Below are 22,799 nucleotides of genomic sequence, written 5' to 3'. Positions count from 1 at the left end.
GCCCGCGTTCTGATGTCGGTAGCTCGTAGACGACCCGGCAGCGGCCAGGACGGCACGCTTTCTCAACTCGACACGCCCGTAGTATGCAAACACGGGCTCGCGCCCGCTCACGTCAACTCACTACGGCGCAGCGCGGGCTTGAGGCATTGTGATGGCGAGGTAGGCTGAAGGCATACGCCCCGGCCGGCATTACCCGCAACAGCCTGGGGAGAACGTCATGTCCTACAATCCGATGCTTCGCGCCGCCCTGCTTCTCGGGGCAGGAATCCTGACGACGACAATACCCGGACAGGCCACCGCCGCCGCGCCGGTCGCCCATGGCATGCAGGCGAAGCCGCCTGTCATCCATCATCGCACCGTCAACATCGACGGCGTGGACATCTTCTATCGTGAAGCGGGTCCCGCCGATGGGCCGGTGGTGCTCCTGCTCCACGGATTTCCGACGTCGTCGCACATGTTCCGCCGCCTCCTCCCAGCGCTCGCCGATCGCTACCGGGTGATCGCTCCGGATTATCCCGGCTTCGGTGAGAGCGCGGCGCCCGACCACAAGAGCTTCAAATACGGTTTCGGACATTACGCGGACCTGATGGACGCGCTGATGGTCAAGTTGCGGGCCGACCGCTACGCGCTCTACCTCATGGATTACGGCGCACCGGTGGGCTACCGGCTCGCGCTCAAGCACCCGCAACGGGTGTCGGCGCTCATCATCCAGAACGGCAACGCCTACGAGGAGGGCCTCAAGGCGTTCTGGGACCCGATCAAGGCCTATTGGGCTAACCCGACCGACGCTAACCGGGAGGCCATCGGCTCTTTGGTCACTCGCAAGACGACGAACTTCCAATACACCGATGGCGTCTCGGACGTCAGTCGTATCGATCCGGACAATGTCGGCCACGATCAACCGTTGCTCGACCGCCCGGGGAACCGCGACATCCAGCTCGACCTGTTCCTAGACTACGGGACCAATGTCCCGCTCTATCCGGCCTTCCAGGATTTCTTCCGTAAATACCAGCCGCCCACGATCATCGTTTGGGGCAAGAACGACAAGATCTTCCCGGCCGACGGCGCCTATCCATACAAGCGCGATCTGCCGAAGGCGGAGTTCCATCTGCTCGACAGCGGCCACTTCGTGCTCGAGGACCAGTTCGAGATCGCGGAGCCGCTGATCCATGACTTTCTGGACCGAACCATCGGTCGGAAGTGAGTTCGCTTTTTCGTCATCGGGAGCGCGATAATGGGTAAGCTTCAGGGGAAAGTGGCGGTCATAACGGGGGCAAACAGCGGCATAGGGCTCGCGAGCGCCCTGCGCTTCGCGAACGAGGGCGCGAAGGTCTTCATGACGGGGCGCCGGCAGGCCCAACTCGACGATGCGGTGCGCTCGGTGGGCCGTGGCGCCGTCGGCGTCCGCGGCGACATCGCCAAGGCCGCCGACCTCGACCATCTCTACGATGTGGTGAGGGAAAAGGCCGGCGTGATCGACGTGCTCTTTGCGAACGCCGGCGGCGGTGAGTTCCGCCCGCTGGCGGACGTCACCGAGGAGCATTTCGACCGGACCTTCGCTGCGAACGTGAAGGGCACGCTATTCACTGTTCAGAAGGCGTTGCCTCTGCTGCGGGACGGCGCGTCGGTCATCCTGACGGGATCGACCGCCGCAACCACCGGGACGCCGGCGTTCAGCGTCTACGGTGCGAGCAAGGCGGCCATCCGCAGCTTCGCTCGAAACTGGATCCTCGAGCTCGCACCGCGCTCGATCCGCGTCAACGTGCTGGTGCCCGGATCGACCTCGACGGAAGGTTGGCATGCCCTCGCCGCATCAGAGGAGGAGGATGCGCTGATGCAGCGCCTTACGAGGGAGGCGACGCCGCTGGGTCGGCTCGCGGACTCGACCGAGATCGCGGCCGCGGCCCTCTTCCTCGCGTCCGACGAGAGCAGCTACGTGAACGGCAGCGAGCTGTTCGTGGACGGCGGCGCGGCGCAGATATAACATCTGGGCGGGGCGCATCTGCGCCTGGAGAGGCGAGAGGTCAGCATGCGCAAGCGCTTTTTCGACTTGGCATTCACAGACGGGGTCCAGGCCGAACAGGAACGGCACGGTTCGCGCGGGGCTTATGCCGCAATGGTCGCGGCAGGGGGGCGGGCCGAGTCCGACGAGGCACTTGGGCCGGACGAGGTCGATTTCATCACGTCTCGCGACAGCTTCTATCTGGGAACAGTGTCCGAGACCGGCTGGCCGCACGTCCAGCATCGCGGCGGTCCGCCGGGTTTCGTGCGGGTATTGGGCGCCAAGACGATCGGCTGGGCCGACTTTTCCGGCAATCGGCAGTATGTTTCGATCGGCAACGGCGTCGGCAACGACCGGGTCGCGCTGTTCCTCATGGATTACCCGCGCCGACGACGACTGAAGTTGCTCGGACGCATGACGACGACCGAGATCGGTGATCGACCGGATCTCAGGGCGGAGCTTGAGATCGCCGGTTACGGCGCTCGGATCGAGCACGCTATCATGGTCGAGGTAGAGGCGTTCGACTGGAACTGCCCACAACACATAGAGCCGCGCTATTCGTCAGCGCAGTTGGAGGCGCGCATCGCGCCGCTCCGCGACGAGATCGAGGATCTCCGGAGCCGTCTCGCCCGGGCCGTGGCCGCACGTTAGGAATGGGGACGCCGTCGTCCACCCCGATGGATATCCGAACGGGACACCAATCATCGAAAGCCGTCGAGCAGGCGTTTAGCCTCGACGAGGTCGATTGTTCCGAAGCCTTCGACGAAACGTCCATGGACCTGGGTCAGGACATCACGGCCTTTCCCACTGCCGTCCGCGATCCCGAGGCGGACGAGGCTCGACGCGATGCGAAGTTCGAACGACAGCGCGCCCTGCCGTTTTGCCAATTCCATCGCGTTGCTGAAGCACTTTTCGGCGAGGGCGTAGGAAGGGGTGCCTTGGATCAGCAGGATCTCACCCTCCAGGCGTAGCAGCTCGGCCAGGAACCACCGTTCTTCCAGCCGGTCGCAGATCTCGATCGCCCGTCTTATTTTCGCCAATCCGCAGTTTACCTCCCCGACCTGCGCCGTCGCGTATGCCAGCTCACCCAAGAACCTCGTCTGGTGCATCCCGAACGACCCTTCCGGAACTCCGAGCAACGCGTCGGAAAGCATTTCCACGGCCTCTGGTGCGCTCCCTTGCCGGCTCAGCAGCGTGCCCTTCCAGCACTGCGCGAAATACTTCCACGGCCCCGTCCGATCCATTGTCGCGCGTCGGAACAGTTGATCGATGTAATTTTCGGCATTTATGTAATCGCCGGTGATGATCGATATCCGGCAAGCTGCCAGAGCAAGGGCATAAGTGAGGGAGATGTCGTGGTTTATGACCTTCGCCGCCTCTACGCTTTGCGCAGCAATATTTCTGGATTTGTCTGGAAATCCCTGCAGCCACAAAGTCTTCGAATAGTTGACGCAGGCTAGCACCATCTGATCTGTCCGAAAGCGGAGGACGTCCATGCTGCCGACCTCGTTCGAGTATCCTTCGTAGACCCTCTGAAGGTCTACGCCTGCCTCGACGAAACGCCCTTGGTAGAACATTTCCATGCCGCGCATACGCTGGCCGTGCAAAGCGTTTTCGATCGAGGGGGGATCGCCGACTACATTCTCGAAGCGGCTACGCAGCCGCCGGACGGCTTCCATCTTTCCTTCGTTGAAAGAGGCGCTCCAGAGCCCCGCAAGTGCGCGCAGCTGATAGTCGGTGTCGCCGTTCCGTTCTGCGGCCGCGAGGCAGGCGAGCCAAGCGTTGTTCGCGTCGGGACCGGCGCCCCGTGTATACAGGAGGGACATTCCAAGACCGGCAAGAAGCTGCATCTCGCAATGCTCCTCCGGTGCAAACCCGTCGGGACGATCCGTCAGCGCAGCCTCGACCCGGATCCGACACTCTTCAGTCAGGGACAGGTGCGTCAGGAGTGGGACGGCGGCGGCTGTGAGCGCGTCTCGAAGTCGCCATTCGCTCGCGGAGGAGGACCAGTCCAGGGCCGCGCGGAGATTGTCGAGCTGCGCCTTGTAGGCGCCGACCCATTGCATGCTCGACCAGCCAGTCGATCGGACGCTCGCGCTTTGAAAGTAATCGAGGAAGAATTCCGCGTGCCGCCGGGCAACCTCCTCTTGCTCGCCCTCATCACGCAGTCGCTCGCTGCCGTATGCGCGGGCGGACTCCAGTAGCCGATAGGAAGGGGAGGCACCTGTCACCTCAGCTGTCACTAGCGAGGTCGCTATCAGCGCACCTATCAATCTGGCGGTTTCGGTCTCCGACTTGGCGCCGTCCGCCGCCACGGCATGTGCGGCCTCCTGTGTGAAGCCGCCTTTAAAGACGCTCAGACGTCTGAAAGCTCCCTGCGTCTCTGGCGAAAGCATGTCGTAGCTCCAATCGAACGCGGCGCTGAGCGTGCGGTGGCGCGGCGTTGCGGTGCGCAGGCCCTTGTTGAGAAGCGCGAAGCGGTCATGAAGCGCAGCCGCGACGCCGGATATGCCGAGTGTTCCGACCTGGGCCGTGGCGAGTTCGATCGCCAAAGCGATGCCGTCCAGACGGCGACAGATCTCCCCCACTTCGGAAGCGTCCGCATCGCGCAACTGGAAGCCCCCGAGGGCAGCGTTGGTGCGCTCTACGAAAAGCTGGACCGCTGGGAATACCATCGCTTCCTCCGCGGTGAGGTTCGAGTTGGCCGGAGGACTTTCCAGTGTGCCGAGCCGATGGACGCGTTCTCCTTTCGCCCTGAGGGGTTCCCTGCTCGTAGCGAGGATCTGGATCTGCGAGGCCCGCGACAGTATCTCCTCCGCAAGGGCTGCGGCGGCTTCGATAACGTGCTCGCAGTTGTCCATAAGAACCAGTAGCTGCTTGTCCCTCAACGCGGCGACGAGGTCCGGGACGGGATTCCCCGATTTGACGGGCAGACCGAGTGCCGAGGCTAGAGCACTGGGCACCAGCGCAGGGTCGTTGATCGGCGCGAAATCCACGAATATGGCTCCGGCCCGGCAGGCTCCTTGCACCGCTGCGGCTGCCATCAGAGCTACGGTCGTCTTTCCGATCCCGCCGGGACCGACGATCGTGACGAACCTATGCGCGGGCAGCGCAGCGGTCAGATGGTCGATGGACGTCTCACGGCCGAAGACCTTCGTGAGGACGATAGGCAGTTCGTAGACCGGGGCGTGCTGCGACCCGCCGCTGATCTGCTTGCCGCTCTGGACCTGCAATGAGACGGGCGCAGCGAAACTGTAGCCGCGTCCGGCGTTGTTGAGGATCAGACGGCGTCCGTCCTGTCCGTCGCGCAGCAACTTGCGGAGTCCGGCGATCTGCACCCGTAGGCTGCCGTCTTGGACGAAAACCCCCGGCCATGCCCGGGCAAGAAGGTCTTCCTTGCTGACCACGCTCCCAGCGGCACGGACGAGCGTCACTAGGATGTCGAACGCCCGCCCCCCCAACAGCACCGGCTCATCCCCAACGAGGAGCAGCCTCCGCGCCGGAAACATCCGAAAGGCGTCGAATAAGAGCACCTCTTCCGCCTCATCCAGGGCGACTTGCGGCTGGGCCTTGCCTTCTCGTGTGGATTCCATGATCTGCCCTTCGAAGTTCAGCACGATACGTAAGCTGCTGCACCTACCTACGCCAACCAACACCCTTATTTTCGTTGAGGTCGCCGAAGTTGTGAATGCGTATCGTAGGATGTGCTGAGGACTCTGCCGACTTATTTCATATCCTGAATATATTGCGCGTCTCTAGCGTATGGCATGGATCAGAACTTCTTCTCGAACTGAAGCCCAACGCTTCGCGGCTTGTTGAAGGTCACGCTAGGATAGGAAAATGCGACGTTGAGGCCGTTTGCCGATCGGCCGTTGTTCAGGTTGTTGGCGAAGATGGTGGCGGAGAGCTGTTCTCGCTCGAACGTGATGCCAGCGCGCATGCCGAGCTCGCCAACCGCCTGGCCCTGAACGGTCGGAGAGTTTTGGTCCGTCTGGTAGAGATAGACCAAGCCGCGATGCTTCCAGGAGACGTCGATGACGCCGAGCATGTCCGCTGCGAGGCGTGGCGCGTAACTTCCATGGAGGGAATACTGCCACGAAGGAGTTCTTGGTAATCGATTGCCCGATGCGTCGACGGGGCGGCTGAGGAGGTCCAGGGCGTTGTCGAATCTCCTGAACCGGCCGTTCGTGTAGGCTAGCGATCCCGCAAGGGTTAGGTCGCGGAGGACATGTGCGGTGCCTTCAAGCTCGAACCCCTTGATCTTGGAATTGGCCGCGTTGGCGATGCCCAATCCGGCTATGGGCAACCCGTAGCGAACCTGCATGTCGTCGAAGTGGTTGGCGTAGGCGGCGAACGCAAAGGTAACGCGTTGCTTTAATAGGGACGCCTTGACCCCGCCTTCGAGCGACTTGAGCGTCTCCGGACGGAACGCCGGATCGGTGCCGAATGCGTTGAATCCCCCCGACTTGAAGCCCGTGCTGAAGCTCGCATACGCCAGCAGGTGACTGGTCGGCCTGTAGATTAGCTTCGCGCGGATCGACGTGTTAGCAAATTCGGCTCTTGGGGGACGGTAGTCGGCGGGGCTGGCGAGCGGTTGCCCGGTTTCGGCGTTCGACAAGATCCTGAGGAGGTCGAAGGATTTCGTTTCGCGGGTGTGGCGGATGCCTGCCGTCGCCGAGACCGTGTCGGTGAGGCGAAGCGTCGCGTCTGCAAAGCCGGCGTAGGATGCAACCCTCTGACTTGCGATGAAGCGAGCGGCCGTTGGCACCGAGCTCGTGAGCCGTAGATTGAAACTGGTGGAATCCAGGTCCTGATCGGAATGGGCGTAGTACAGCCCAATAATGTATGAGAGCCGGGGTGAGCCGGTTGACTGCAGGCGCAATTCCTCGCTGAAGTTGCGCGTGGGCACGTCGCCTATGACGAAGCCCTCCCGGTCGGTGCGAGCGAAGGAGTCGATGTCGGTGAAACTCGTGTTCTCGATGCGGTCGTATCCCGTGACTGATGCCAGCTCCGCACCGCCGAGGTCATAGGTCGCGTCCAGCGCCAGGCTGTCGTTCACGATCCGCGAGAAGGTATGCCGGTTCAACGCGAATTGAAGGTCGTCCTCGATCACTCCTCGCTGTGCTTTGCTCAGCGGAGTGGTCGGCGTCAGCGTTCCAGGGGGTTGCAACGGCCCATCGGACGAGGTGGGTTCGCTTGTAGCGGCGTATCGAGCCAAAGCCGGCTCCGAGTAGGTGTGGTTCCTTCCCGCGATCAGGCGGACCACCACCGCCTCGGCCGGCTGCCACCGTAGGGTTCCTCGGAACGAGTAGCCGTGACCGCCGCCGATGTGGCTACCGTCGAAGACGTTGTCGCCCCATCCACGCTCGCGATAGAAGTTGGCGGCGAGACGCAGCTGGAGGGTCGGCCCCAGCGGTCCGCTTATCGCTCCTTCTCCACGGTATTCGAGCGGATCCGCTATGGACGCCCTGGCGTAGCCGCTTAATTTGGACGTCGTGTCGGCGGTCTTGATGAGGACGGCGCCCGCGGTCGCGTTTCGCCCTTGCAGCGTTCCCTGTGGACCCCGCACCACCTCGATCGATCCAATGTCGAGGAAGCCCGAACTGCCGAATTGTCCCGATGACTGATACACGCCGTTGACGTAGAGCGCTACGGGATCGTCAAGCAGATAGGTGTTGACGCCAGACACCCCGCGTATGGCGATCGGCGCGCTTCCGCCGATCGCGTTCCCCGAGAAGAAGACTCCGGGCACCGCCCCCTGGAGTTCGATCAGATTCTTAGCCCCGCTGCGGGTAAGCGCATGCGCGCCCACGACGCTTATCGCTATGGGGACGTCCTGGATGCGTTCGTCACGCTTCTGTGCGGTGACGATGATGTCGGTTTCAGACCAGCTGTCCTCGTCGGTCACGGAGGGTCGGGCACGTCGCGCCTCGGCGGGTGCTGCGTCCGCACGGGGTGGCCTGCTGTCTGAGATGGCTGGCGTGAGCTGCTGCACCGGGGACTGCGCTGCCGCTGGCAGGGCGTAGAATGCCCCACCCACCAGGCCGCTGGCGGTCAGAAGTCTACGATGATGCTCCGTAATCACGCCCGCCTCCCCGCTTTGCCCCAAGCGACAATACCGCAGTCAAACTGGACGCTCTCTTACATAGAGCAAATTGCAGAAACGTCGTGGACTCAAAAGGCAAACGGATGGCAATCCCGAAACATGGAGACCGAGAACTGGCAATGAGGGCTCTACCAATCCTGCCACCTCGATCTGCGGGATAGCGTGATCATCTTTTTGCGATGTAATGAGTTTGGGGCCGGCGCCCGGCGGGGCATTTGACGGCAGGAGGAGTGCAGCATGACCGAACCATTCATGCGAGCGGATGTCCGTGCCTTCCTCGCCTCCGTCAACAACGCTTCGCGGCCCAACTCGACGGAGCTGACGGCGCCGGATGCGAGGGCGCAGTACGACGTCACGAAGGGTATCGTCGACGTGCCGCCTAACGAGCTCGCGGTGGTGGCGGATATTGAAATTCCCGGCCCTTCCGGCCGCCTGTCCCTGCGGCTGTTCGATGCGAGGTCCAGCCGACCACCGGGCCCCGTGCTCGTATTCCTTCACGGTGGTAACTTCGTGATTGGGGACCACGACACCCACGCGGCATTGTGCGTTGAAATGGCGCAGACCCTCGACGTTCCGGTCGTTTCGGTCGGCTATCGACTTGCGCCAGAACACCGCTGGCCGGCGGCTCCGGACGACTGCGAGGCGGCGGCTCGCTGGATTGCGGCCAGCGGAGACGCGCTTGGACGCCAGGTGACCGGTCTCGTTGTGGCGGGCGATAGTGCCGGCGGCGCATTGGCAATCGTGACGGCGATGGCCTTGCGTGACTCGCCTGCCGTCGTTCCGGTGTTGGCGCAGCTCTGCTTTTATCCCTTGGCGGACATGGGCCGGATCTACCCTTCGCTCGAAAGCTTTAGCGATGGCTTCCTGTTGACGCGGGCTGGCCTGGAGTGGGGCGCTGACGCGTATGGCGCCGATGTCACCCACGTGCGGGCTTCCCCGATGTTGGGCGAGCTTACGGGGATGCCGCCCGCTGTGATCGTGACGTCGAGCCTCGATCCCATCCGGGACCAGGGGCGCGCGTACGCTGCCGCTCTCATCGCGGCCGGCGTGCCGACGGTCTTCCGCGAAGCGGCCGGCAACATCCATGCTTTCGCGACGCTCCGGAAGGCGGTCCCCTCCAGTCAAGGCGACGTCGCGGGGGCGCTGGCGGCGCTGAGGCTCGTCATGGCTCTGCCTGGAGATTAGCGTGTGTGGAGCCGACGGGTCTACGGCGTCACTTTCGTGGGAATCCTGAATTCGAAACGAGCGCCGCGTGTGCGACGCGCACCGATGGCTGCTAATGTCAGGGCCTCGCCGCGGTCGAGACGTGGAAGCTGTCCTCGAGCATCAGAAAGCGCACGATGCTGCCATCCTTGATAGTCAGAACCATTGCGAAGCTGGTGCCGATCAGGCGGTCCGTGGCGGTGACGAGACTGGCGAGCTTGCCGACGACCACTGCGGTGTCATCGCTGGCGAGGATCCCCTGAACGTCGAAGCCGACCGGCTGCAACAGGCGGCGGTTCGCCTCGATGAAGTCGACGACCGCGCCGCGGCCGGTCTTTCGCCCGATCCAGGGCAGCGCACCCACGTCGCCGGGTATCTCGAAATCCACGTCCGGGTGGAACAGCTCTGAGATGGCTTCCGGGGAGCAACCCGTCCCGATCGCCGTCAGCAGCTCCTCGGCGATCGCCCGGTTCTTTTCGCTCGTCATCTATTGGTCCTTCAAGGGTGGCATTTGTTGGTCGAATTCGAAAGTCGCGTGACGGCTTGCCGTCCTATTCGGCAGCCTCCTCCGCGGCGTCGAAAGCATCGAGCGTCCGGGTTGCGTAGATGATCGCCGCGCCGGCGTTCACGCCGATCGCGACGCCCATCGCCTCCGCGATCTCCCCTTTGCTCGCGCCGAGCCTACGGGCCGCCTCGGTGTGGACGGTGATGCAGCCGTCGCAACGGAGGCTGATAGCGACCGCGACAGCGATCAGCTCGCGCATCTTCTCGTCGAAGTGGCCGGTCTTCTGTCCGGCTGCGTTCATGGTGACGTAGCCCCTGACCGTGTCCGGGCTGAGCTTTCCGAGCGTCGACACGCCAGCGGAGATCTGCTGACGGTATCCATTCCAATCGAGCATGTGCATCGTCGTTCTCCAGTAGGCGGATGTTTTCCGCGGGATGGGATCAGAAGCCGAAATGGCTGAGCGGGGGGTAGTCGTCGGGGCGGCGTCCAAGCAGCCAGAGGAACATGCGGTCCGCCTCCTGGATCGGGTGTTCGTTGATGCTGGCGTGGCGGTGCGTCATCAGTCCGGCGTCGTCGTACTGCCAGTTCTCGTTTCCGTAGGCCCGATACCAGTTGCCGCTGTCGTCACGGTATTCGTAGGCGAAGCGCACTGCGATCCGCGCTCCCCCGAAGGCCCACAACTCCTTGATCAGCCTATAGTCGAGTTCCCTCGCCCACTTTCGTTGCAACAGCCGCTCGGCGTCGACGCGGGAGCGGGCGAACTCGGCGCGGTTGCGCCATTGCGTGTTCAGCGAATAACCGAGGACGACCTTTCCTGGATCTCGGCTGTTCCAGGCATCCTCCGCGAGACGGACCTTTTCGGTTGCTGAGGCGAAGGTGAAAGGTGGCAGCGGCGGCCTGTTCGTCATGGCTTACGTTCCTTGGTAGATCGTTCAGGCGAGCTCGCCGTGGAGGAAGGCCCAGGTGCGCGTGTTGGCCTTCGCCGCCGCCCCAGCATCGTAGTGCGCGCCGCCGTGGCGGGAGAAGGCGTGATGGCAACCCGGGTAGCTGAAGATCCGGATGTTCGGTCGATCGGCGCAGGCGGCCTTGATCGCGCTCTGTGCGGCCGGCGAGACGAACTCGTCGGCTTCGCCTAGGTGCATCAGCATCGGCGCCGTGATCGACTTCGCCTCGTCCAGATACTTCTCCGTGTCCGCTCCATGGAAGGCGACGGCCGCGTCGACGTCCGATCTGGCGGCGGTGAGGAAGACCATCAGGGCACCCAGGCAGTAGCCGAGCACGGCGACCTTGCCTGAAGCGCCTTCGAGTGAGGCTGAGTGTCGGATCGTCTCCACGACGTCGCGCACGCCAAGATCCCGGTCGTACGCGCCGTAGAGTGCGAGACCCTTGTTCCAGTCCTGCTCCGACGTGACGCTGAGGTCGGTGCCCGGCTGCTGTCTCCAGAACAGGTCGGGACATACCGCGATGAAGCCCTGCCGCGCCAACTCGTCGCAGGTCTGGCGAAGGTCCGCGTTCACGCCGAAGACCTCGTGGAGGACCACGACTGCGGGGGCTACGGGCAGGTCGGGACGGGCCCGGTAGGCTTGGAATTCGCCAGCATCGGTGGATATGGTGATGTAGTCGCCCATGTCGTCCTCCTAGACCCCGCGGTAGACGAGGCGCGTGAACAGGGCGCCGCTGATGACCGAACGTCCCCATTTCGCGTCGAAGTTGGCCGTCGGTCTGGCGGCGACCGCCTGGTCGATCGACTTGCCCTCCACCTTGAGCGCGGCGACCCTCGCGCGGATCGCGACCAGCATGTTGCGGAAGGCGAGCAGTTGGACCCGATTGCCGACCGGTCCGTGCCCGGGGATGATCTGCGTGTTGGGACCGGCCATGGCCAGGTTTGCGTTCGCCGCCCGTATCGCGCCGTCGATGCTGCCGCCCGTCACGTAGTCGATGAACGGATACTGCCCGTTCCAGAACGTGTCGCCGGTCTGCAGGATGTCGGCTTTCTTGAAGTAGACCGACATGTCGCCATCGGTGTGTCCCGCCCCGTAATGGCGTATCCGCAGCGTCTCGCCGGCAAAGCCGATGGTCTTGTCGCCCGTCAGCACCGAGTTCGGCAGATAGGGTTTGTTGATCGGCGTGAAGGTGTGCTCCCACTCGACGACGCGGTTCGTCTGGGTCAGCCGGCGCAGCGCCAGCCGGTCGGCGACGATCGTCGCGCCGGTGCGTCGGACCCACCCGTTGCCGTCAGTGTGGTCCCAGTGCCAATGGGTGTTGATCAGGAGACGGATCCGACCCGGGCTTATCTTTCGCAGCGCCGCCTGGATCATCTTCTGCGAGACGGCGATGCCCGCATCGACCATCAACAGGCCGTTTGGTCCCGGCAGGACCCCGATGTTGCCACCGGACCCCGAAAGCATACGCACCCCGCCGCGCAGGCGATCCACTTTGATCGGCCCCGCTGCCGCGGCCTTGTTGATGTCGGAATAGGGGCTGGCGAGCAGCGGTGCGGCGGCAAGCGCCACGCCGAGGCCCACAGCGATGTGCATCAGTCGATTGGAAGAAGGCATCTTGCTCATCCTGATGGAGGGGGAGTTCGCCGATGGGGTGGAGATGGGTGGCGCCGCACCGGGCGGGGGGGCGGGGGAGCTCCGGTGCGGCGCCGGCGCCGCGTCAGGTCTTCAGGAAGGCGAGCAGATCGCCGTTGAACTCCTCCCGATGCGTCACGGGTAGTCCGTGGGGAGCTCCGGGGTAGACCTTGAGCGTGGCGCCGTTCACGAGCCGTGCCGTCTTCGGGGCAGCGTCGGCAAACGGGACGATCTGATCATCATCGCCGTGGATGATCAGGGTCGGTACGTCGAACTTCTTCAGGTCGTCGACGAATACTTGTTCGGAGAACTGCGCGATGCAGTCGTATGCGCCCTTCAGGCCGGCCATCATCGACTGGCTCCAGAACGCATCCTTGATGCCCTGCGAGACCTTCGATCCCGCGCGGTTCGCACCGTAGAACGGCTCGGCGAGATCACGATAGAACTGCGCCCGATCCTTCGCGACGCCCTCGCGGATGGCGTCGAACACCTCCATCGGGGAGCCATCGGGATTGTCGGCCGTCTTAAGCATCGTGGGCGGGATCGCCGCCACCAGCACCGCCGCCTTTACCCGGGACGTTCCGTGCCGGCCGATGTAGCGGGCGACTTCGCCGCCGCCGGTCGAATGACCGACGTGGGTGACGTCCTTGAGGTCGAGCGCGCGGACGACGGCCGCGAGATCGTCCGCATAGGTGTCCATGTCGTTGCCGCCCCAGGTCTGGCTGGAGCGGCCATGACCACGCCTGTCGTGCGCGATGGCGCGGTAGCCGTTGGAGGCGAGCACGAACATCTGGTCCTCCCAGGCGTCGGCGTTGAGCGGCCACCCGTGCGAGAACATGACGACGGGACCCTCGCCCCAATCCTTGAAGAAGATGTCGGCGCCGTCGGCGGTCTTGATCGTGCCCATGTTCATGCCCTTCGGTTCGGTCTTGCGAGGTTGATGTTGCCGTCTTCCTCCGGCCAGCGCTGGCAATCCAAGGGCGGACAGGGTGAGACCAAACGTGGCGGCCGCGACGACCGACCGGCGGCTTGCGGACGGGACCAGTCGTGTCACCAGCATGTTCCTTCCTATCTCCGGCCAGCGCGGTCGGATCAGATGCATGATGTTGTGGACCCCTACCGGCGGCGGGCCCAGCCAGTTGCCGTTAGTCGACGTGAGAAGCTGGGAAGGGGCGGGCTGGCGGTGCAGTGAGGTTTGGCCGGTCGCACCATGCCAATCACTTCGAGTTACTCTGTCGACACGATTGTTCCCCGCCGGGGATGCGTGTCGCAGCGACAAAGGCCAATGCTCCGATTCCTGTGGATGAGAACGCCGAGGAGATTCGCCCGCATGACAGCGGACGAGCGGTCTCGTCGGTGCACCGACCGTTTCGAATACGGTTAATTAAAGGGTTCGGTGTCGCCGGATTGTAACGTCCAGCTTGGATAGGCGTCCGGTGCCAGTCGCGACGCCCGAAAGAGCCTTATGGCTCACACAGCACATTCTGGTGCATGAGCCGGAGCTGCGCTCGTGGCTCAACCGCCGAAGCGTGCCAGGCCTCGATGTCGACGACATCGTTCAGGAGAGCTACGCGATCCTTGCCGGCCTAGAGGCGGTTGACCACATTTATCGTCCACGTATCTACTTTTTCGAGGTGGCGAAGTCCGTCATCCTTCGATCATTCCGACAGTCGCGGGTCATTGCATTCAGCGCTTTGGCCGATTTCGACGCCCTCCTCATTCCCGACGACACCCCGTCCCCGGAAATGGTCGCCGCAGGTCGGCAGGAGTTGGGGCTTCTGGCCAGATTGATCGACGAATTGCCCCCGAAATGCCGGGAGGCGTTCGTGCTGCGGAAGGTGCGCGGCCTCAGCCAACGTGAGGTCGCCATCGCCATGGGCGTTTCCGAGAACACCATCGAGAAGCACATCGGAAAAGCGCTCGGATTGCTCGGCAGCATAATTGGACATGGCGGAAGTCATCGCAAATCGGCATCTAACAGGTATGAGCCACCCGCCGTCGAACAAACAGAATGGGCCACGAGAGACAGCCGCTGAGATCGATCAGGCCGCCGCAGCGTGGGTCGCGCTTGGCGATCGCGGTCGACTTTCCGCTGAAGATGGAGAAGAGCTCGAGCGATGGGCTGCCGCTGACCCAAGGCGGGCAGGGGCCTACGCGCGTGCCATGGCGATCAACGTCCACCTTGATCGAGCGGTCGCATTGGGGGAAGGTTTTCCCGCCCAGCCCGTGGAGCCATCTGAGCCGGTGGCGCGCCGTCGGGTGATGGCGATGGCCGCCAGCGTGGTGGCTGCAACTGCGGTCAGCGGCGGAATTTTCACCTTCTCCCGTCGCAATCCGGGCCTCGGCGCACGATCGATCGAGACCGCCAAAGGGGCGGTTCGCTTAGTCGCGCTTCATGAAGGCTCTCATATCACGCTCAACACGCTGACGCAGATCAGGCCCGTGCTGACGAGCGGGTTGCGCCGGATCGATCTCGTCTACGGTGAAGCGCTGTTCCAGGTCGCGAAGGATCCCGCGCGCCCGTTTGTCGTCTATGCGGGCGATCTCAGCGTCCGTGCGATCGGTACGAGCTTCTCGGTGCGACTGATCGGTCCGGACGCGATCCGGTTGCTCGTTTCAGAGGGTGTCGTCGAGGTAGGTCGGGGAAGGGAGGTGCTTGGTCAGGTCCACGCCGGCATCCAATTCGCGGTGGACCCGGCGGCGACCCCCGACATCACCACCTTGGACGCTGCCCGGCTCAGCAATGCCCTTGCGTGGCGACATGGCCGGCTCGATCTGCAGGGCCTCACTCTGGCGCAGGCCGCAGAGGAATTCGGCCGCTATTCCGATCTCAAAATCAGAGTGGAGGATCCGTCGATCGTCCATCTCCACATTACGGGTGTCTATGCGACGAACGATCCCGCGGGATTCGCCAGGAACGTTGCGTTGAGCCTGGGGCTCAAGAGCGTTCGAAGGGGCAACGAGGTCATCATCTACAAAAGCTGAATTTTTTTTCAGGCCGAATGGCGGGAAGGTCTCCCATCTGCATCCTAAGGCCAATGGCTTGAGAGCCTTGGTAACGGTGCGGGGGAATTTATGTTTTCGAGAACGGCTCTTGTCTGTGGAATGCTCGGCGGCGCTGCGGCTATTTCAGCGCCCGCAAATGCCCAGAACGCGCAATTCGACATCCCGGCCCAAAGCGTCCCCGCCGCCGTGGCCGCGTTCGCCCAGCAGTCGGGTCTTCAGGTCATCGCGCCGGCAGACCTGCCGGCTTCGGTGATCAGCCAAGCGGTGTCAGGCCCTCTGAACGCGCGAGCCGCACTGCGTTCGATGATCGCGGGCACGGGGCTGGAGATCGCGTCTGACCAGGGAAACATAATCATCCTTCGCAAGGCGGCAGCGGGAGTTCCGGCGGAGATCGGAGGCTTGGGCATCCAGGACGACAAGTCGGGGGACGCCAAGAAGGATGAGATCGTGGTGACCGGATCCAGGATCGGGCGGAGGGAGTTCGAGGCTTCCGCACCGACGGCGGTGACCCGGGAAGCCGATATCAGGCGGACCGGGGAGAGCCGGATATACGACGTCCTCAATGAGCTGCCGCAGCTCGGAATCGGTCAGGGGCCGATCAACACCAATAGGGCGCAGGGCGATCTCGGTGGTCAGTTCGTCAACCTGCGCGGACTTGGTGTGGGCCGAACGCTCGTTCTGGTGGACGGCCATCGCCGCGTCTCCGGCTCGACGACGTCATCGGCCCTGGACCTCTCGACCATTCCCTCCAACCTGGTCGAACGGGTCGAGATCGTCACGGGCGGCGCGGCTGCGGTCTACGGTGCAGATGCCGTGAGCGGCGTGGTCAACATTCTGCTCAAGAAGCAGGTGAGCGGAGTGGAGCTCGACGTCCGGCAAGGCCTGAGCAGTCGCGGCGACGCCGCGTCGTCGTCCATCGGCGCCCTCGTCGGTGGCGCCTTGGGCGAAAGGGGCCGCTTCACGATCGGCGGATCGTTCAATCACGACCAGCCGCTCAAGAAGGCCGACAGGCCGTTTTCCCGGTCGGCCTACCTTTCGGTTCCGAACCCGGCGAACACCGGTCCCAATGACGGGATCTATGACTTCTTCTCATTGCCTGGTTACCGCCAGCCCCTCTTGTCATACGGCGGAACGTTCACGGTAGCCGGCACGCGATATACCTATGACCAGTCCTTGCGGCCCGCTGTCAACGGCGGCCTCGCCTATGACGGGGTGTATGGTTATGGCGGTGGCGACGGGCTGAACAACGCTGAGTTCGGTTACCTGATCCCCGAAATCACGACCGGCGCTTTACTCGCCACGGCCAGCTACGACGTCACGGACAGCATCAAACTCTCATCCCAGTTCGACTTTTCTGAAACCACTACGAAGGACGGCTTGCCGCCGAGCAACAGCGGCGCTGGCTCCTATACGATCTTTCACCAGCCCGGCCATGACAACCCGCTCATCCCAGCCGACGTGCGCGCGCTGATGGACGCCAAAGGTCTGACCACCCTCTCGGTCACTCGTTCGAACAAGGACAGCGGTCCCGTCACGCGGGACGTGACGAGGACCAGCTACACCGGCATCCTCAGCCTCGACGGGGCTATCGGGCCAAAACTCAACTGGCGCGTGTTCGGCCAATATGGTCGGTTCCGCGCCGAGGACACCATCAGCAACACCCAGATAACCTCCCGGTTCAGAGAGGCGATCGACGTTGTGGCCGGTCCCGACGGTCCGCAATGCGCCAGCGCGGCTGCGCGCGCGGCCGGCTGCCAGCCGCTCAACCTGTTCGGTCCATACGCAGCCACTCCGGGCGCGGTCGGCTATTTCAGCCACGACGCAACCTGGGTGACGATCAACGAGCAGAAGGTCGCCGGCGCGCAACTGACCGGCAGTCTCATCGATCTGCCGGCAGGGCCACTGAACTTCGCAACGGGCGTCGAGTATCGAGAAGACACGATCGAGTCGCGGCCCGACGCCCTTGCAGCGGCGAATCAGCTCTATCTATACTCCGGGACGAAGCGCGATGGCTCGATCTCAGCCTCCGAAGCATTCGGCGAGGTTTCCGTTCCACTGCTGAAGGACCAACCGTTCGCGGATTATCTGGAGTTGAATGGAGCCGCGCGCTACTCGCACTATTCCACGTCCGGGGGCACGGTGACTTGGAAGGCCGGCGCGGTCTACGCTCCGATCCCTGACGTCCGGTTCAGGGTCACCCGTTCCAGGAGCGTGAGGGCGCCCAATCTCATCGAGTTGTTCAGCCCCGGATCGCGAGGCAACGCCTATATCTTCGACCCGTGCCACAGCCTGTATGTCAACGCGAACCCGAACCGCGCGAAGAACTGCGCAGCGCTCGGCATCCCCGCCGGTTGGAACGATCCGCTATACTCCGTCAACCGCACCATCATCACCACCGGAAACGATCAACTGCGGCCTGAGACGTCGAACAGTCTCACCCTCGGCGTGGTCGTCCAGCCGAGGGCGATACCCAACCTCAGCCTCTCGGTCGATTATTACGACATCAAGATCGATGGGGCGGTGGCGAGTCTGTCGCTGGTCAACATCTTGAACGGTTGCGTGGACAAGGCTTCGCTCGACGCGCTCCTGTGCAGTCAGATCCAGCGCCAATCCGGCGGTTCGATCGACAGCGTCTACGTCCAGCCCGTCAACTTCAGCCAGCTTGCGGCTGAGGGTGTCGACGTCACTCTGCGCTATCGGACCGAAGCTGGATCGTTGTGGGGTAGGCGCTTCGCCGTGGGCTTGGTCGCCCAGGGATCCTACACGACGAAGAACGAGCTCGTATCGGACCCGTCGAAGCCCGAGCAGGTCACCAAGTTGCTCGGCCAGTTCGACATTCCGCAGATCGTGGCGAACGTCACGCTGTCAGGTAAGCTCGGGGCGACCGAAGCGAACTGGACGGCGAGGTATATCGACGGCACCAAGTTGTCGAACACCTCGGCTGACGATTATGCAGAGGCATACGTGGTTTCATCGCTAGTCTACCACGATACGTATCTGACTGCCCCTATCAACAGTTCAGTCAATATAGGTTTGGGCGTCAAGAACGTCTTCGATAAACTGCCCGAAGTCAGAAACGAATACCGCGGCCGCTTCGACATATACGGGCGACGTTTTTTCATCGATGCGAAATACCGTTTCTAAGTTGCTTCCCCGCTTCCCCTCTCACTTCGGACCGGTATCGCCACCGGGTGCGGCCGCAGAAGGTATTCATATGATATCGACACGTGCGATCGTAGCCCTTCTGGGCATGCTATTCATCACACCCCTGGCGCAGGCGGCTCCGGTGCTGCTGATCTCCGTGGATGGCATGCAGCCGCTCGATGTGATCGCGGCTGACAAGCGTGGCTTTCGAGTCCCCAACCTTCGGCGGCTGATGGCGAGCGGCACTCACGCCAGCGGCGTGCGGAACAGCCTTCCAACCGCCACCTATCCTAATCACACGAGCATGGTCACCGGCGTTTGGCCGGTGAGGCACGGAATCGAAAACAACCAGGTCTTCGACCCTACCGGTGCGAACCTGGACGGCTGGCATTGGTATGCCGAGGACATCAAGGTGCCCACCTTGTGGGACGCGGCGCACGCCGCGAGCCGCTCGACGGCGTCGATCAGCTGGCCGGCGACGGTGGGCATGGCGGCGATCGACTACAACATTCCCGATTACTGGCGTGCGCGCACGCCGGAGGACGTGAAGCTGGTGCGGGCGCTGTCCACGCCGGGGCTGCTGACCGCGCTAGAGAAGAACGGAGCGCCGTTGGCGCCTGCCATTGGCGGAGATGTCGCTTCCGACCAAGCCCGGGCAAGGCTGGCGGAGACCATATACGCCTTGAAGCGGCCATACTTCTTCACGCTTCACTTCATCAGCCTCGATGAAGCCGAGCACGACCACGGCCCCGGGTCGGCCGAGGCGATCGATGCGCTCCAGGCGATCGATGCGGCGATCGGCGAACTCATCGCGAAGGCGCGAGCCGTCGAGCCCGATCTGATCGTCGCGGTCGTATCGGATCACGGCTTCGCGCCGGTCCACACGGCTGTCAATCTCACGCGCGCCTTCGCCGAGGCGGGGCTGCTGACGCTTGATCCGGCGACCGGCAAAGTGCTGAACTGGAAGGCCGTTCCGTGGGGCCGCGGGTCGGCGGCGGTCACGCTCGCTGATCCGGGCGACGCGGCCACGGCCCGGAAGACGCGCGCGCTGCTGGATCGGCTGGCAGCCGATCCCGCCAATGGGATCGGCAAGATCATCGACCACAACGAGGTGGTGGCGATGGGCGGGACGGCGGCGGCAAGCTTCTGGATGGATTTCAAGCTCGGCTTCAGCAACAGCGGCAGCACGCGCGGGCCATTGATCCAGCCATACTCGCTGAAGGGAACTCACGGATACTTTCCGACCCATCCCGAGATGTGGGCCAGCTTTTTCATCGCTGGACCCGGCGTGCCCCGCCGGGGCTCGATCGGCAGCATCGACCAGCGCGACATCGCGCCGACCATCGCGAAGCTGCTTGGCGTTTCGCTGCCGAGCGCCGATGGCAAGCCATTGTTTTAGGTGTTCGATGAGAAGTCGCTCGCGTCCTGACCACCCATCGTGGCCGTAGGGACGAGTTGGCGCGCCGGCTGATGACCATTCGGGCATCCGAACGTCAATCGCCGCTGGGATTGCGGCGGTCGTGCGTCCGCGAGACCTGCGCAAGGATCTGCGGCTGCCCCGCCTGACCCGAGCTGGCGCACTGAGCAGGCGTTCACCGATGGCCGGAAGAGCGAGGATGCGACATCGCGGATCTGTCAGCGAGCGTTGTGGCGCTTATGATCGGTGGCGACGCCGTCGTGGGACGAGCGGGCAGGCGCATGGCGCCGGATGCTCGAGGCCCACAGCGGGGACGCTAGCTTCACCGTCGGGCAAGCCGTCATTTTCCGCGTTGCTGACAGGATGCTGCGCAGCTCCACGTCACTGCTGGACCTGAACTATCGAGCCGTCCGTCATGCCGCCACCATGCGCGATGACGAGATACCGGCGGTCGTCGGTCTTCGCTTCGTTGACGATTTCGCGGAGAGGTCCCACCGTGATCACGATCGCGGCGCCCGCCGGGTTCGTCGTGAACTCGGCGAGAGCCTGGATCGCGCCGCGGCCATCGGCGCGAGGGGAGAGGCCGAGGACATAGGGCATGTTTGGGGCCAAGCCGGCGACCGCGGCCTGGAGGATCTGCACCTGCCCCTGATCGAATAACGTCACTTGGCTCCGTCCCATTCCGGCGAGCGTCAGCTGCACCTTCATCCCGGCTTGTGCGAGGGGAGCCAGGTTCGCCCGGCCGTCACCGGTGGGGACGGCGCCTGGAACATAGGCGACGCCCTGTGGACCTTGGCCGATGGGGATCGTGGCGATGACGTTGTTGGTCAGCGTGTCTATCGCGGCGACCGCATCGGCGTTCTCGAGGCCGACATAGATGCGCTTCCCGTCACCCGATGGCCAAAGGCCATGCGGAAGCGCCCCGACCTGGATCGTGGCGACCTGCACGAAGTCCGTCGTGCGGAAGACCTTGACGACGTTCTCGGTGCCCACCGTCACATAGGCGAACTGCCCGCCCGCGTTGCGGACGATGTTGACGTGGTTGGTGATCGCACCGGTGTCGATGGTCTTGAGCACCCCGAACGGCGGCGTTGCGCCGAAGACCATGACCTTGCCGACGTCCTTGAGCGTCAGCCAGACCTGTTTGCCGTCCGGCGTCGCAGAGATGTCGGGGCAGAACGGGCTCTCCTGCTTCACCCGTCCAACTATCCGTTTGGTGGACGTGTCGATGACGACCGTCTCCGGCGTGAAGCTGGAACAGACGTATGCGTATCTGCCGTTCGGCGAGAAGATCGTCATGCCCGGCCCGTTCGGGACCGCTATCCTCATCGTCGGCTCGAACGTCCTGCCGTCGAGCACTTGGACATAGTCTTCGCCTCGCACCGTCACCCAGACCTCACGCCCGTCCGGTCGGAAGAAGGCTTCGTGCGGCGACCGGCCGACATAGGTCGTGTGCCTCACCGCGTTCGTGGCGGTGTCTATGAAGGTGATCGAGTTAGAGCCTACCGACACGACGGCCAGGGTCTTACGGTCGGGAGAGAAGCCCATGCCGTGAACCAGCATCTGCCCCCTATACAGGGGGCTCAGGTTCGCGGGAGTGTCGTCGCCGAGCTTGATGACGCCGAGCAGCGTATTGGTGGACGGGTCGATGACCGACACCGTATTCGAGAACTGATCGGACGTGTAGAACCGATCCTGCGCGCTGACCGGAATGTCGGTCGCAGCGTAGGGAACCTGCTGCGCGCTCGCGGGGGTGGCGATGGCGATTGACGCGACGACGGTCAGTAGGACCCGTCTCATTGGTGGTCTCCGTGAACACCGCGCTTGGGGAACGGGTCCGGCTTGTTCCTCGACGGTGACGCTGGCCGATCGGTCAGGGTTTCCCGCATCACAGCAATCTCCTGTCGTTGTTCGACGACTATGCCCTGCGCAAGACGCCGCAGGCGTTCGTCTTTGCCGTATCGAAGTTCGATCACGGCCATGTCGATCGCGCCCTGATGGTGCGGGATCATCATGCGGGCGAAGTCGCGGTCGGGATCACCGCTATGGGAGATCATCATCGCGCCATGCATTCGCGCCATCGCCGTATCCATCGCCGACGCGAAACCTTCGGGCTGGGCATATGCGGCAGTCGATAGCGCGATCGCCGCTGCCCCCGGGATGGCCGTCCTTTTCCTCATTTCGCTCTCCTTCCGGCTGGCGCGATCATCTGGACTTCGATCACACGAGCCGCGTCCGCTACCGGCGCACTCCGCAACTGCGCTGCCCCCGCCAAACCGCAGGGGAGGTGCCCTGGAAACGTCGGAACACGGTCGAGAAGTGGCTCTGGCTTTGGAATCCGGACGATAGGGCCACTTCGGCGAGCGACACCTTGGGGTCGGACATCAGGGAGATCGATCGCTCCACGCGTCGGCGGAGCAGATAGTCGTGCGGTCTGGCACCGATCGCCGCGCGGAACTGTGCGGCGAAATGCATCCGCGACAGGCCCGCTGCGGCAGCCAGCTGGCTGAGGGTCAAAGGCTCGTCGATCCTGCTGTCGACGAACTCCTCAACCCGCCGCAACCGCCATTTGGGCAGCGGTTTGATCCTGGACGGTCCGGGCTCGATCGCCTGGGGGGAACGCGTCGTCGGCAGCGGGGGGCCGTGCGGATCATGTGTCACGGGCTGCATTCCGTCCTCCTGGATTCAGGCGCCCGGCTTGCGCTTCAAGCGGGTCGCTGTGGTCCAAGGGCCTAGCGCGGCGGGGCGGGATAGGAGCGTAAGGAGATGGCGGGCGGCGTGAGATGACGTGAGGGCGGCCCAGAAAGGCATTAAAATTCAATCGTTTGCGCCTCCGCCCG

The 22,799-nt window shown here is 63.6% G+C and carries 19 protein-coding genes and 1 pseudogene; 9 read left to right on the top strand and 11 right to left on the bottom strand.

The window, feature by feature from the left end:
• Positions 1-217 precede the first annotated feature (217 nt).
• Genes U1739_RS06040 through U1739_RS06030 form a run of 3 tightly spaced genes read left to right on the top strand, consistent with a single transcriptional unit; the run spans position 218 to position 2,653 of the window.
• On the top strand, positions 218-1,204 hold the full coding sequence (locus U1739_RS06040; protein WP_443025510.1) for an alpha/beta fold hydrolase: 987 nt from the start codon (positions 218-220) through the stop codon (positions 1,202-1,204).
• A gap of 30 nt (positions 1,205-1,234) precedes the next feature.
• Positions 1,235-1,984 carry an SDR family NAD(P)-dependent oxidoreductase gene (locus U1739_RS06035; RefSeq protein ID WP_332705108.1) on the top strand — a complete coding sequence of 250 codons (750 nt, stop codon included), beginning with the start codon at positions 1,235-1,237 and terminating at the stop codon, positions 1,982-1,984.
• Between the two features lie 45 nt (positions 1,985-2,029).
• Positions 2,030-2,653 (top strand): pyridoxamine 5'-phosphate oxidase family protein, encoded by a 624-nt coding sequence (locus tag U1739_RS06030; RefSeq protein WP_332705105.1) that lies wholly within the window; start codon positions 2,030-2,032, stop codon positions 2,651-2,653.
• A 50-nt stretch (positions 2,654-2,703) separates the two neighbouring features.
• Here U1739_RS06030 and U1739_RS06025 read toward each other — a convergent pair whose 3' ends face one another.
• The gene (locus tag U1739_RS06025; protein WP_332705102.1) at positions 2,704-5,619 is read right to left on the bottom strand and encodes an ATP-binding protein; all 2,916 of its coding nucleotides are present in this window, start codon (positions 5,617-5,619) and stop codon (positions 2,704-2,706) included.
• A gap of 155 nt (positions 5,620-5,774) precedes the next feature.
• A complete protein-coding gene (locus U1739_RS06020; RefSeq protein WP_332705099.1) occupies positions 5,775-7,910 on the bottom strand; it encodes a TonB-dependent receptor in 2,136 nt (711 codons plus the stop codon).
• A gap of 435 nt (positions 7,911-8,345) precedes the next feature.
• Between U1739_RS06020 and U1739_RS06015 the strand changes: the two genes are divergently transcribed.
• On the top strand, positions 8,346-9,293 hold the full coding sequence (locus tag U1739_RS06015; protein WP_332705096.1) for an alpha/beta hydrolase: 948 nt from the start codon (positions 8,346-8,348) through the stop codon (positions 9,291-9,293).
• Positions 9,294-9,390: 97 nt separating this feature from the next.
• Here U1739_RS06015 and U1739_RS06010 read toward each other — a convergent pair whose 3' ends face one another.
• From U1739_RS06010 to U1739_RS05985, 6 genes are all read right to left on the bottom strand, one after another.
• Positions 9,391-9,798, bottom strand: a complete 408-nt coding sequence (locus U1739_RS06010; protein WP_332705093.1) for a nuclear transport factor 2 family protein — start codon at positions 9,796-9,798, stop codon at positions 9,391-9,393.
• A gap of 64 nt (positions 9,799-9,862) precedes the next feature.
• Positions 9,863-10,216: a carboxymuconolactone decarboxylase family protein gene (locus U1739_RS06005; RefSeq protein WP_443025509.1), complete on the bottom strand. Its 354-nt coding sequence runs from the start codon at positions 10,214-10,216 to the stop codon at positions 9,863-9,865.
• A 40-nt stretch (positions 10,217-10,256) separates the two neighbouring features.
• Positions 10,257-10,724, bottom strand: a complete 468-nt coding sequence (locus tag U1739_RS06000; protein WP_332705090.1) for a nuclear transport factor 2 family protein — start codon at positions 10,722-10,724, stop codon at positions 10,257-10,259.
• A 24-nt stretch (positions 10,725-10,748) separates the two neighbouring features.
• Positions 10,749-11,444: a dienelactone hydrolase family protein gene (locus tag U1739_RS05995; RefSeq protein ID WP_332705087.1), complete on the bottom strand. Its 696-nt coding sequence runs from the start codon at positions 11,442-11,444 to the stop codon at positions 10,749-10,751.
• Between the two features lie 9 nt (positions 11,445-11,453).
• Positions 11,454-12,374 (bottom strand): MBL fold metallo-hydrolase, encoded by a 921-nt coding sequence (locus tag U1739_RS05990; RefSeq protein WP_332705084.1) that lies wholly within the window; start codon positions 12,372-12,374, stop codon positions 11,454-11,456.
• 103 nt (positions 12,375-12,477) lie between these two features.
• Positions 12,478-13,299 carry an alpha/beta fold hydrolase gene (locus U1739_RS05985; protein ID WP_332706554.1) on the bottom strand — a complete coding sequence of 274 codons (822 nt, stop codon included), beginning with the start codon at positions 13,297-13,299 and terminating at the stop codon, positions 12,478-12,480.
• Between the two features lie 529 nt (positions 13,300-13,828).
• Between U1739_RS05985 and U1739_RS05980 the strand changes: the two genes are divergently transcribed.
• From U1739_RS05980 to U1739_RS05965, 5 genes and pseudogenes are all read left to right on the top strand, one after another.
• A complete protein-coding gene (locus tag U1739_RS05980) occupies positions 13,829-14,428 on the top strand; it encodes a sigma-70 family RNA polymerase sigma factor (RefSeq protein WP_332705081.1) in 600 nt (199 codons plus the stop codon).
• A pseudogene (locus U1739_RS21135) lies at positions 14,340-14,546 on the top strand (DUF4880 domain-containing protein); the annotation flags it as partial. The gene U1739_RS05980 and the pseudogene U1739_RS21135, both read left to right, overlap by 89 nt.
• Positions 14,547-14,555: 9 nt before the next feature.
• A complete protein-coding gene (locus U1739_RS05975; RefSeq protein ID WP_332705078.1) occupies positions 14,556-15,377 on the top strand; it encodes a FecR family protein in 822 nt (273 codons plus the stop codon).
• Between the two features lie 90 nt (positions 15,378-15,467).
• Positions 15,468-18,542: a TonB-dependent receptor domain-containing protein gene (locus U1739_RS05970; protein WP_332705075.1), complete on the top strand. Its 3,075-nt coding sequence runs from the start codon at positions 15,468-15,470 to the stop codon at positions 18,540-18,542.
• A gap of 142 nt (positions 18,543-18,684) precedes the next feature.
• Positions 18,685-19,941, top strand: a complete 1,257-nt coding sequence (locus tag U1739_RS05965) for an alkaline phosphatase family protein (RefSeq protein ID WP_332705072.1) — start codon at positions 18,685-18,687, stop codon at positions 19,939-19,941.
• Positions 19,942-20,340: 399 nt separating this feature from the next.
• On the opposite strand, the gene U1739_RS05960 is transcribed toward U1739_RS05965, so the two are convergent.
• The 3 genes from U1739_RS05960 to U1739_RS05950 form a co-directional block, all read right to left on the bottom strand.
• Positions 20,341-21,759 carry a YncE family protein gene (locus U1739_RS05960; protein WP_332705069.1) on the bottom strand — a complete coding sequence of 473 codons (1,419 nt, stop codon included), beginning with the start codon at positions 21,757-21,759 and terminating at the stop codon, positions 20,341-20,343.
• Positions 21,756-22,052: a CopM family metallochaperone gene (copM, locus tag U1739_RS05955; RefSeq protein WP_443025508.1), complete on the bottom strand. Its 297-nt coding sequence runs from the start codon at positions 22,050-22,052 to the stop codon at positions 21,756-21,758. Before copM ends, U1739_RS05960 begins: the two co-directional genes overlap by 4 nt.
• A gap of 145 nt (positions 22,053-22,197) precedes the next feature.
• Positions 22,198-22,629: a helix-turn-helix domain-containing protein gene (locus U1739_RS05950; protein ID WP_332705063.1), complete on the bottom strand. Its 432-nt coding sequence runs from the start codon at positions 22,627-22,629 to the stop codon at positions 22,198-22,200.
• Positions 22,630-22,799: the final 170 nt, after the last annotated feature.

This window comes from Parasphingomonas puruogangriensis (assembly GCF_036663635.1).
Classification (GTDB): domain Bacteria; phylum Pseudomonadota; class Alphaproteobacteria; order Sphingomonadales; family Sphingomonadaceae; genus Sphingomonas.
The sequence above is the reverse complement of the archived record's forward strand: the minus strand, read 5'-3'. Positions and strand labels throughout refer to the sequence as shown.

What these genes read in the sequence shown, in the direction of transcription:
- U1739_RS06040 (WP_443025510.1), top strand. Translation starts at nt 218, where the DNA reads ATGTCCTACAATCCGATGCTTCGCGCCGCCCTGCTTCTCGGGGCAGGA.
- U1739_RS06030 (WP_332705105.1), top strand. Translation starts at nt 2,030, where the DNA reads ATGCGCAAGCGCTTTTTCGACTTGGCATTCACAGACGGGGTCCAGGCC.
- U1739_RS06000 (WP_332705090.1), bottom strand. Translation starts at nt 10,724, where the DNA reads ATGACGAACAGGCCGCCGCTGCCACCTTTCACCTTCGCCTCAGCAACC.
- U1739_RS05950 (WP_332705063.1), bottom strand. Translation starts at nt 22,629, where the DNA reads ATGCAGCCCGTGACACATGATCCGCACGGCCCCCCGCTGCCGACGACG.
- U1739_RS05990 (WP_332705084.1), bottom strand. Translation starts at nt 12,374, where the DNA reads ATGCCTTCTTCCAATCGACTGATGCACATCGCTGTGGGCCTCGGCGTG.
- U1739_RS05995 (WP_332705087.1), bottom strand. Translation starts at nt 11,444, where the DNA reads ATGGGCGACTACATCACCATATCCACCGATGCTGGCGAATTCCAAGCC.
- U1739_RS05970 (WP_332705075.1), top strand. Translation starts at nt 15,468, where the DNA reads ATGTTTTCGAGAACGGCTCTTGTCTGTGGAATGCTCGGCGGCGCTGCG.
- U1739_RS06015 (WP_332705096.1), top strand. Translation starts at nt 8,346, where the DNA reads ATGACCGAACCATTCATGCGAGCGGATGTCCGTGCCTTCCTCGCCTCC.
- U1739_RS06035 (WP_332705108.1), top strand. Translation starts at nt 1,235, where the DNA reads ATGGGTAAGCTTCAGGGGAAAGTGGCGGTCATAACGGGGGCAAACAGC.
- U1739_RS06005 (WP_443025509.1), bottom strand. Translation starts at nt 10,216, where the DNA reads ATGCACATGCTCGATTGGAATGGATACCGTCAGCAGATCTCCGCTGGC.
- copM (WP_443025508.1), bottom strand. Translation starts at nt 22,052, where the DNA reads ATGGATACGGCGATGGCGCGAATGCATGGCGCGATGATGATCTCCCAT.
- U1739_RS06010 (WP_332705093.1), bottom strand. Translation starts at nt 9,798, where the DNA reads ATGACGAGCGAAAAGAACCGGGCGATCGCCGAGGAGCTGCTGACGGCG.
- U1739_RS05985 (WP_332706554.1), bottom strand. Translation starts at nt 13,299, where the DNA reads ATGGGCACGATCAAGACCGCCGACGGCGCCGACATCTTCTTCAAGGAT.
- U1739_RS05960 (WP_332705069.1), bottom strand. Translation starts at nt 21,759, where the DNA reads ATGAGACGGGTCCTACTGACCGTCGTCGCGTCAATCGCCATCGCCACC.
- U1739_RS05975 (WP_332705078.1), top strand. Translation starts at nt 14,556, where the DNA reads ATGGCGATCAACGTCCACCTTGATCGAGCGGTCGCATTGGGGGAAGGT.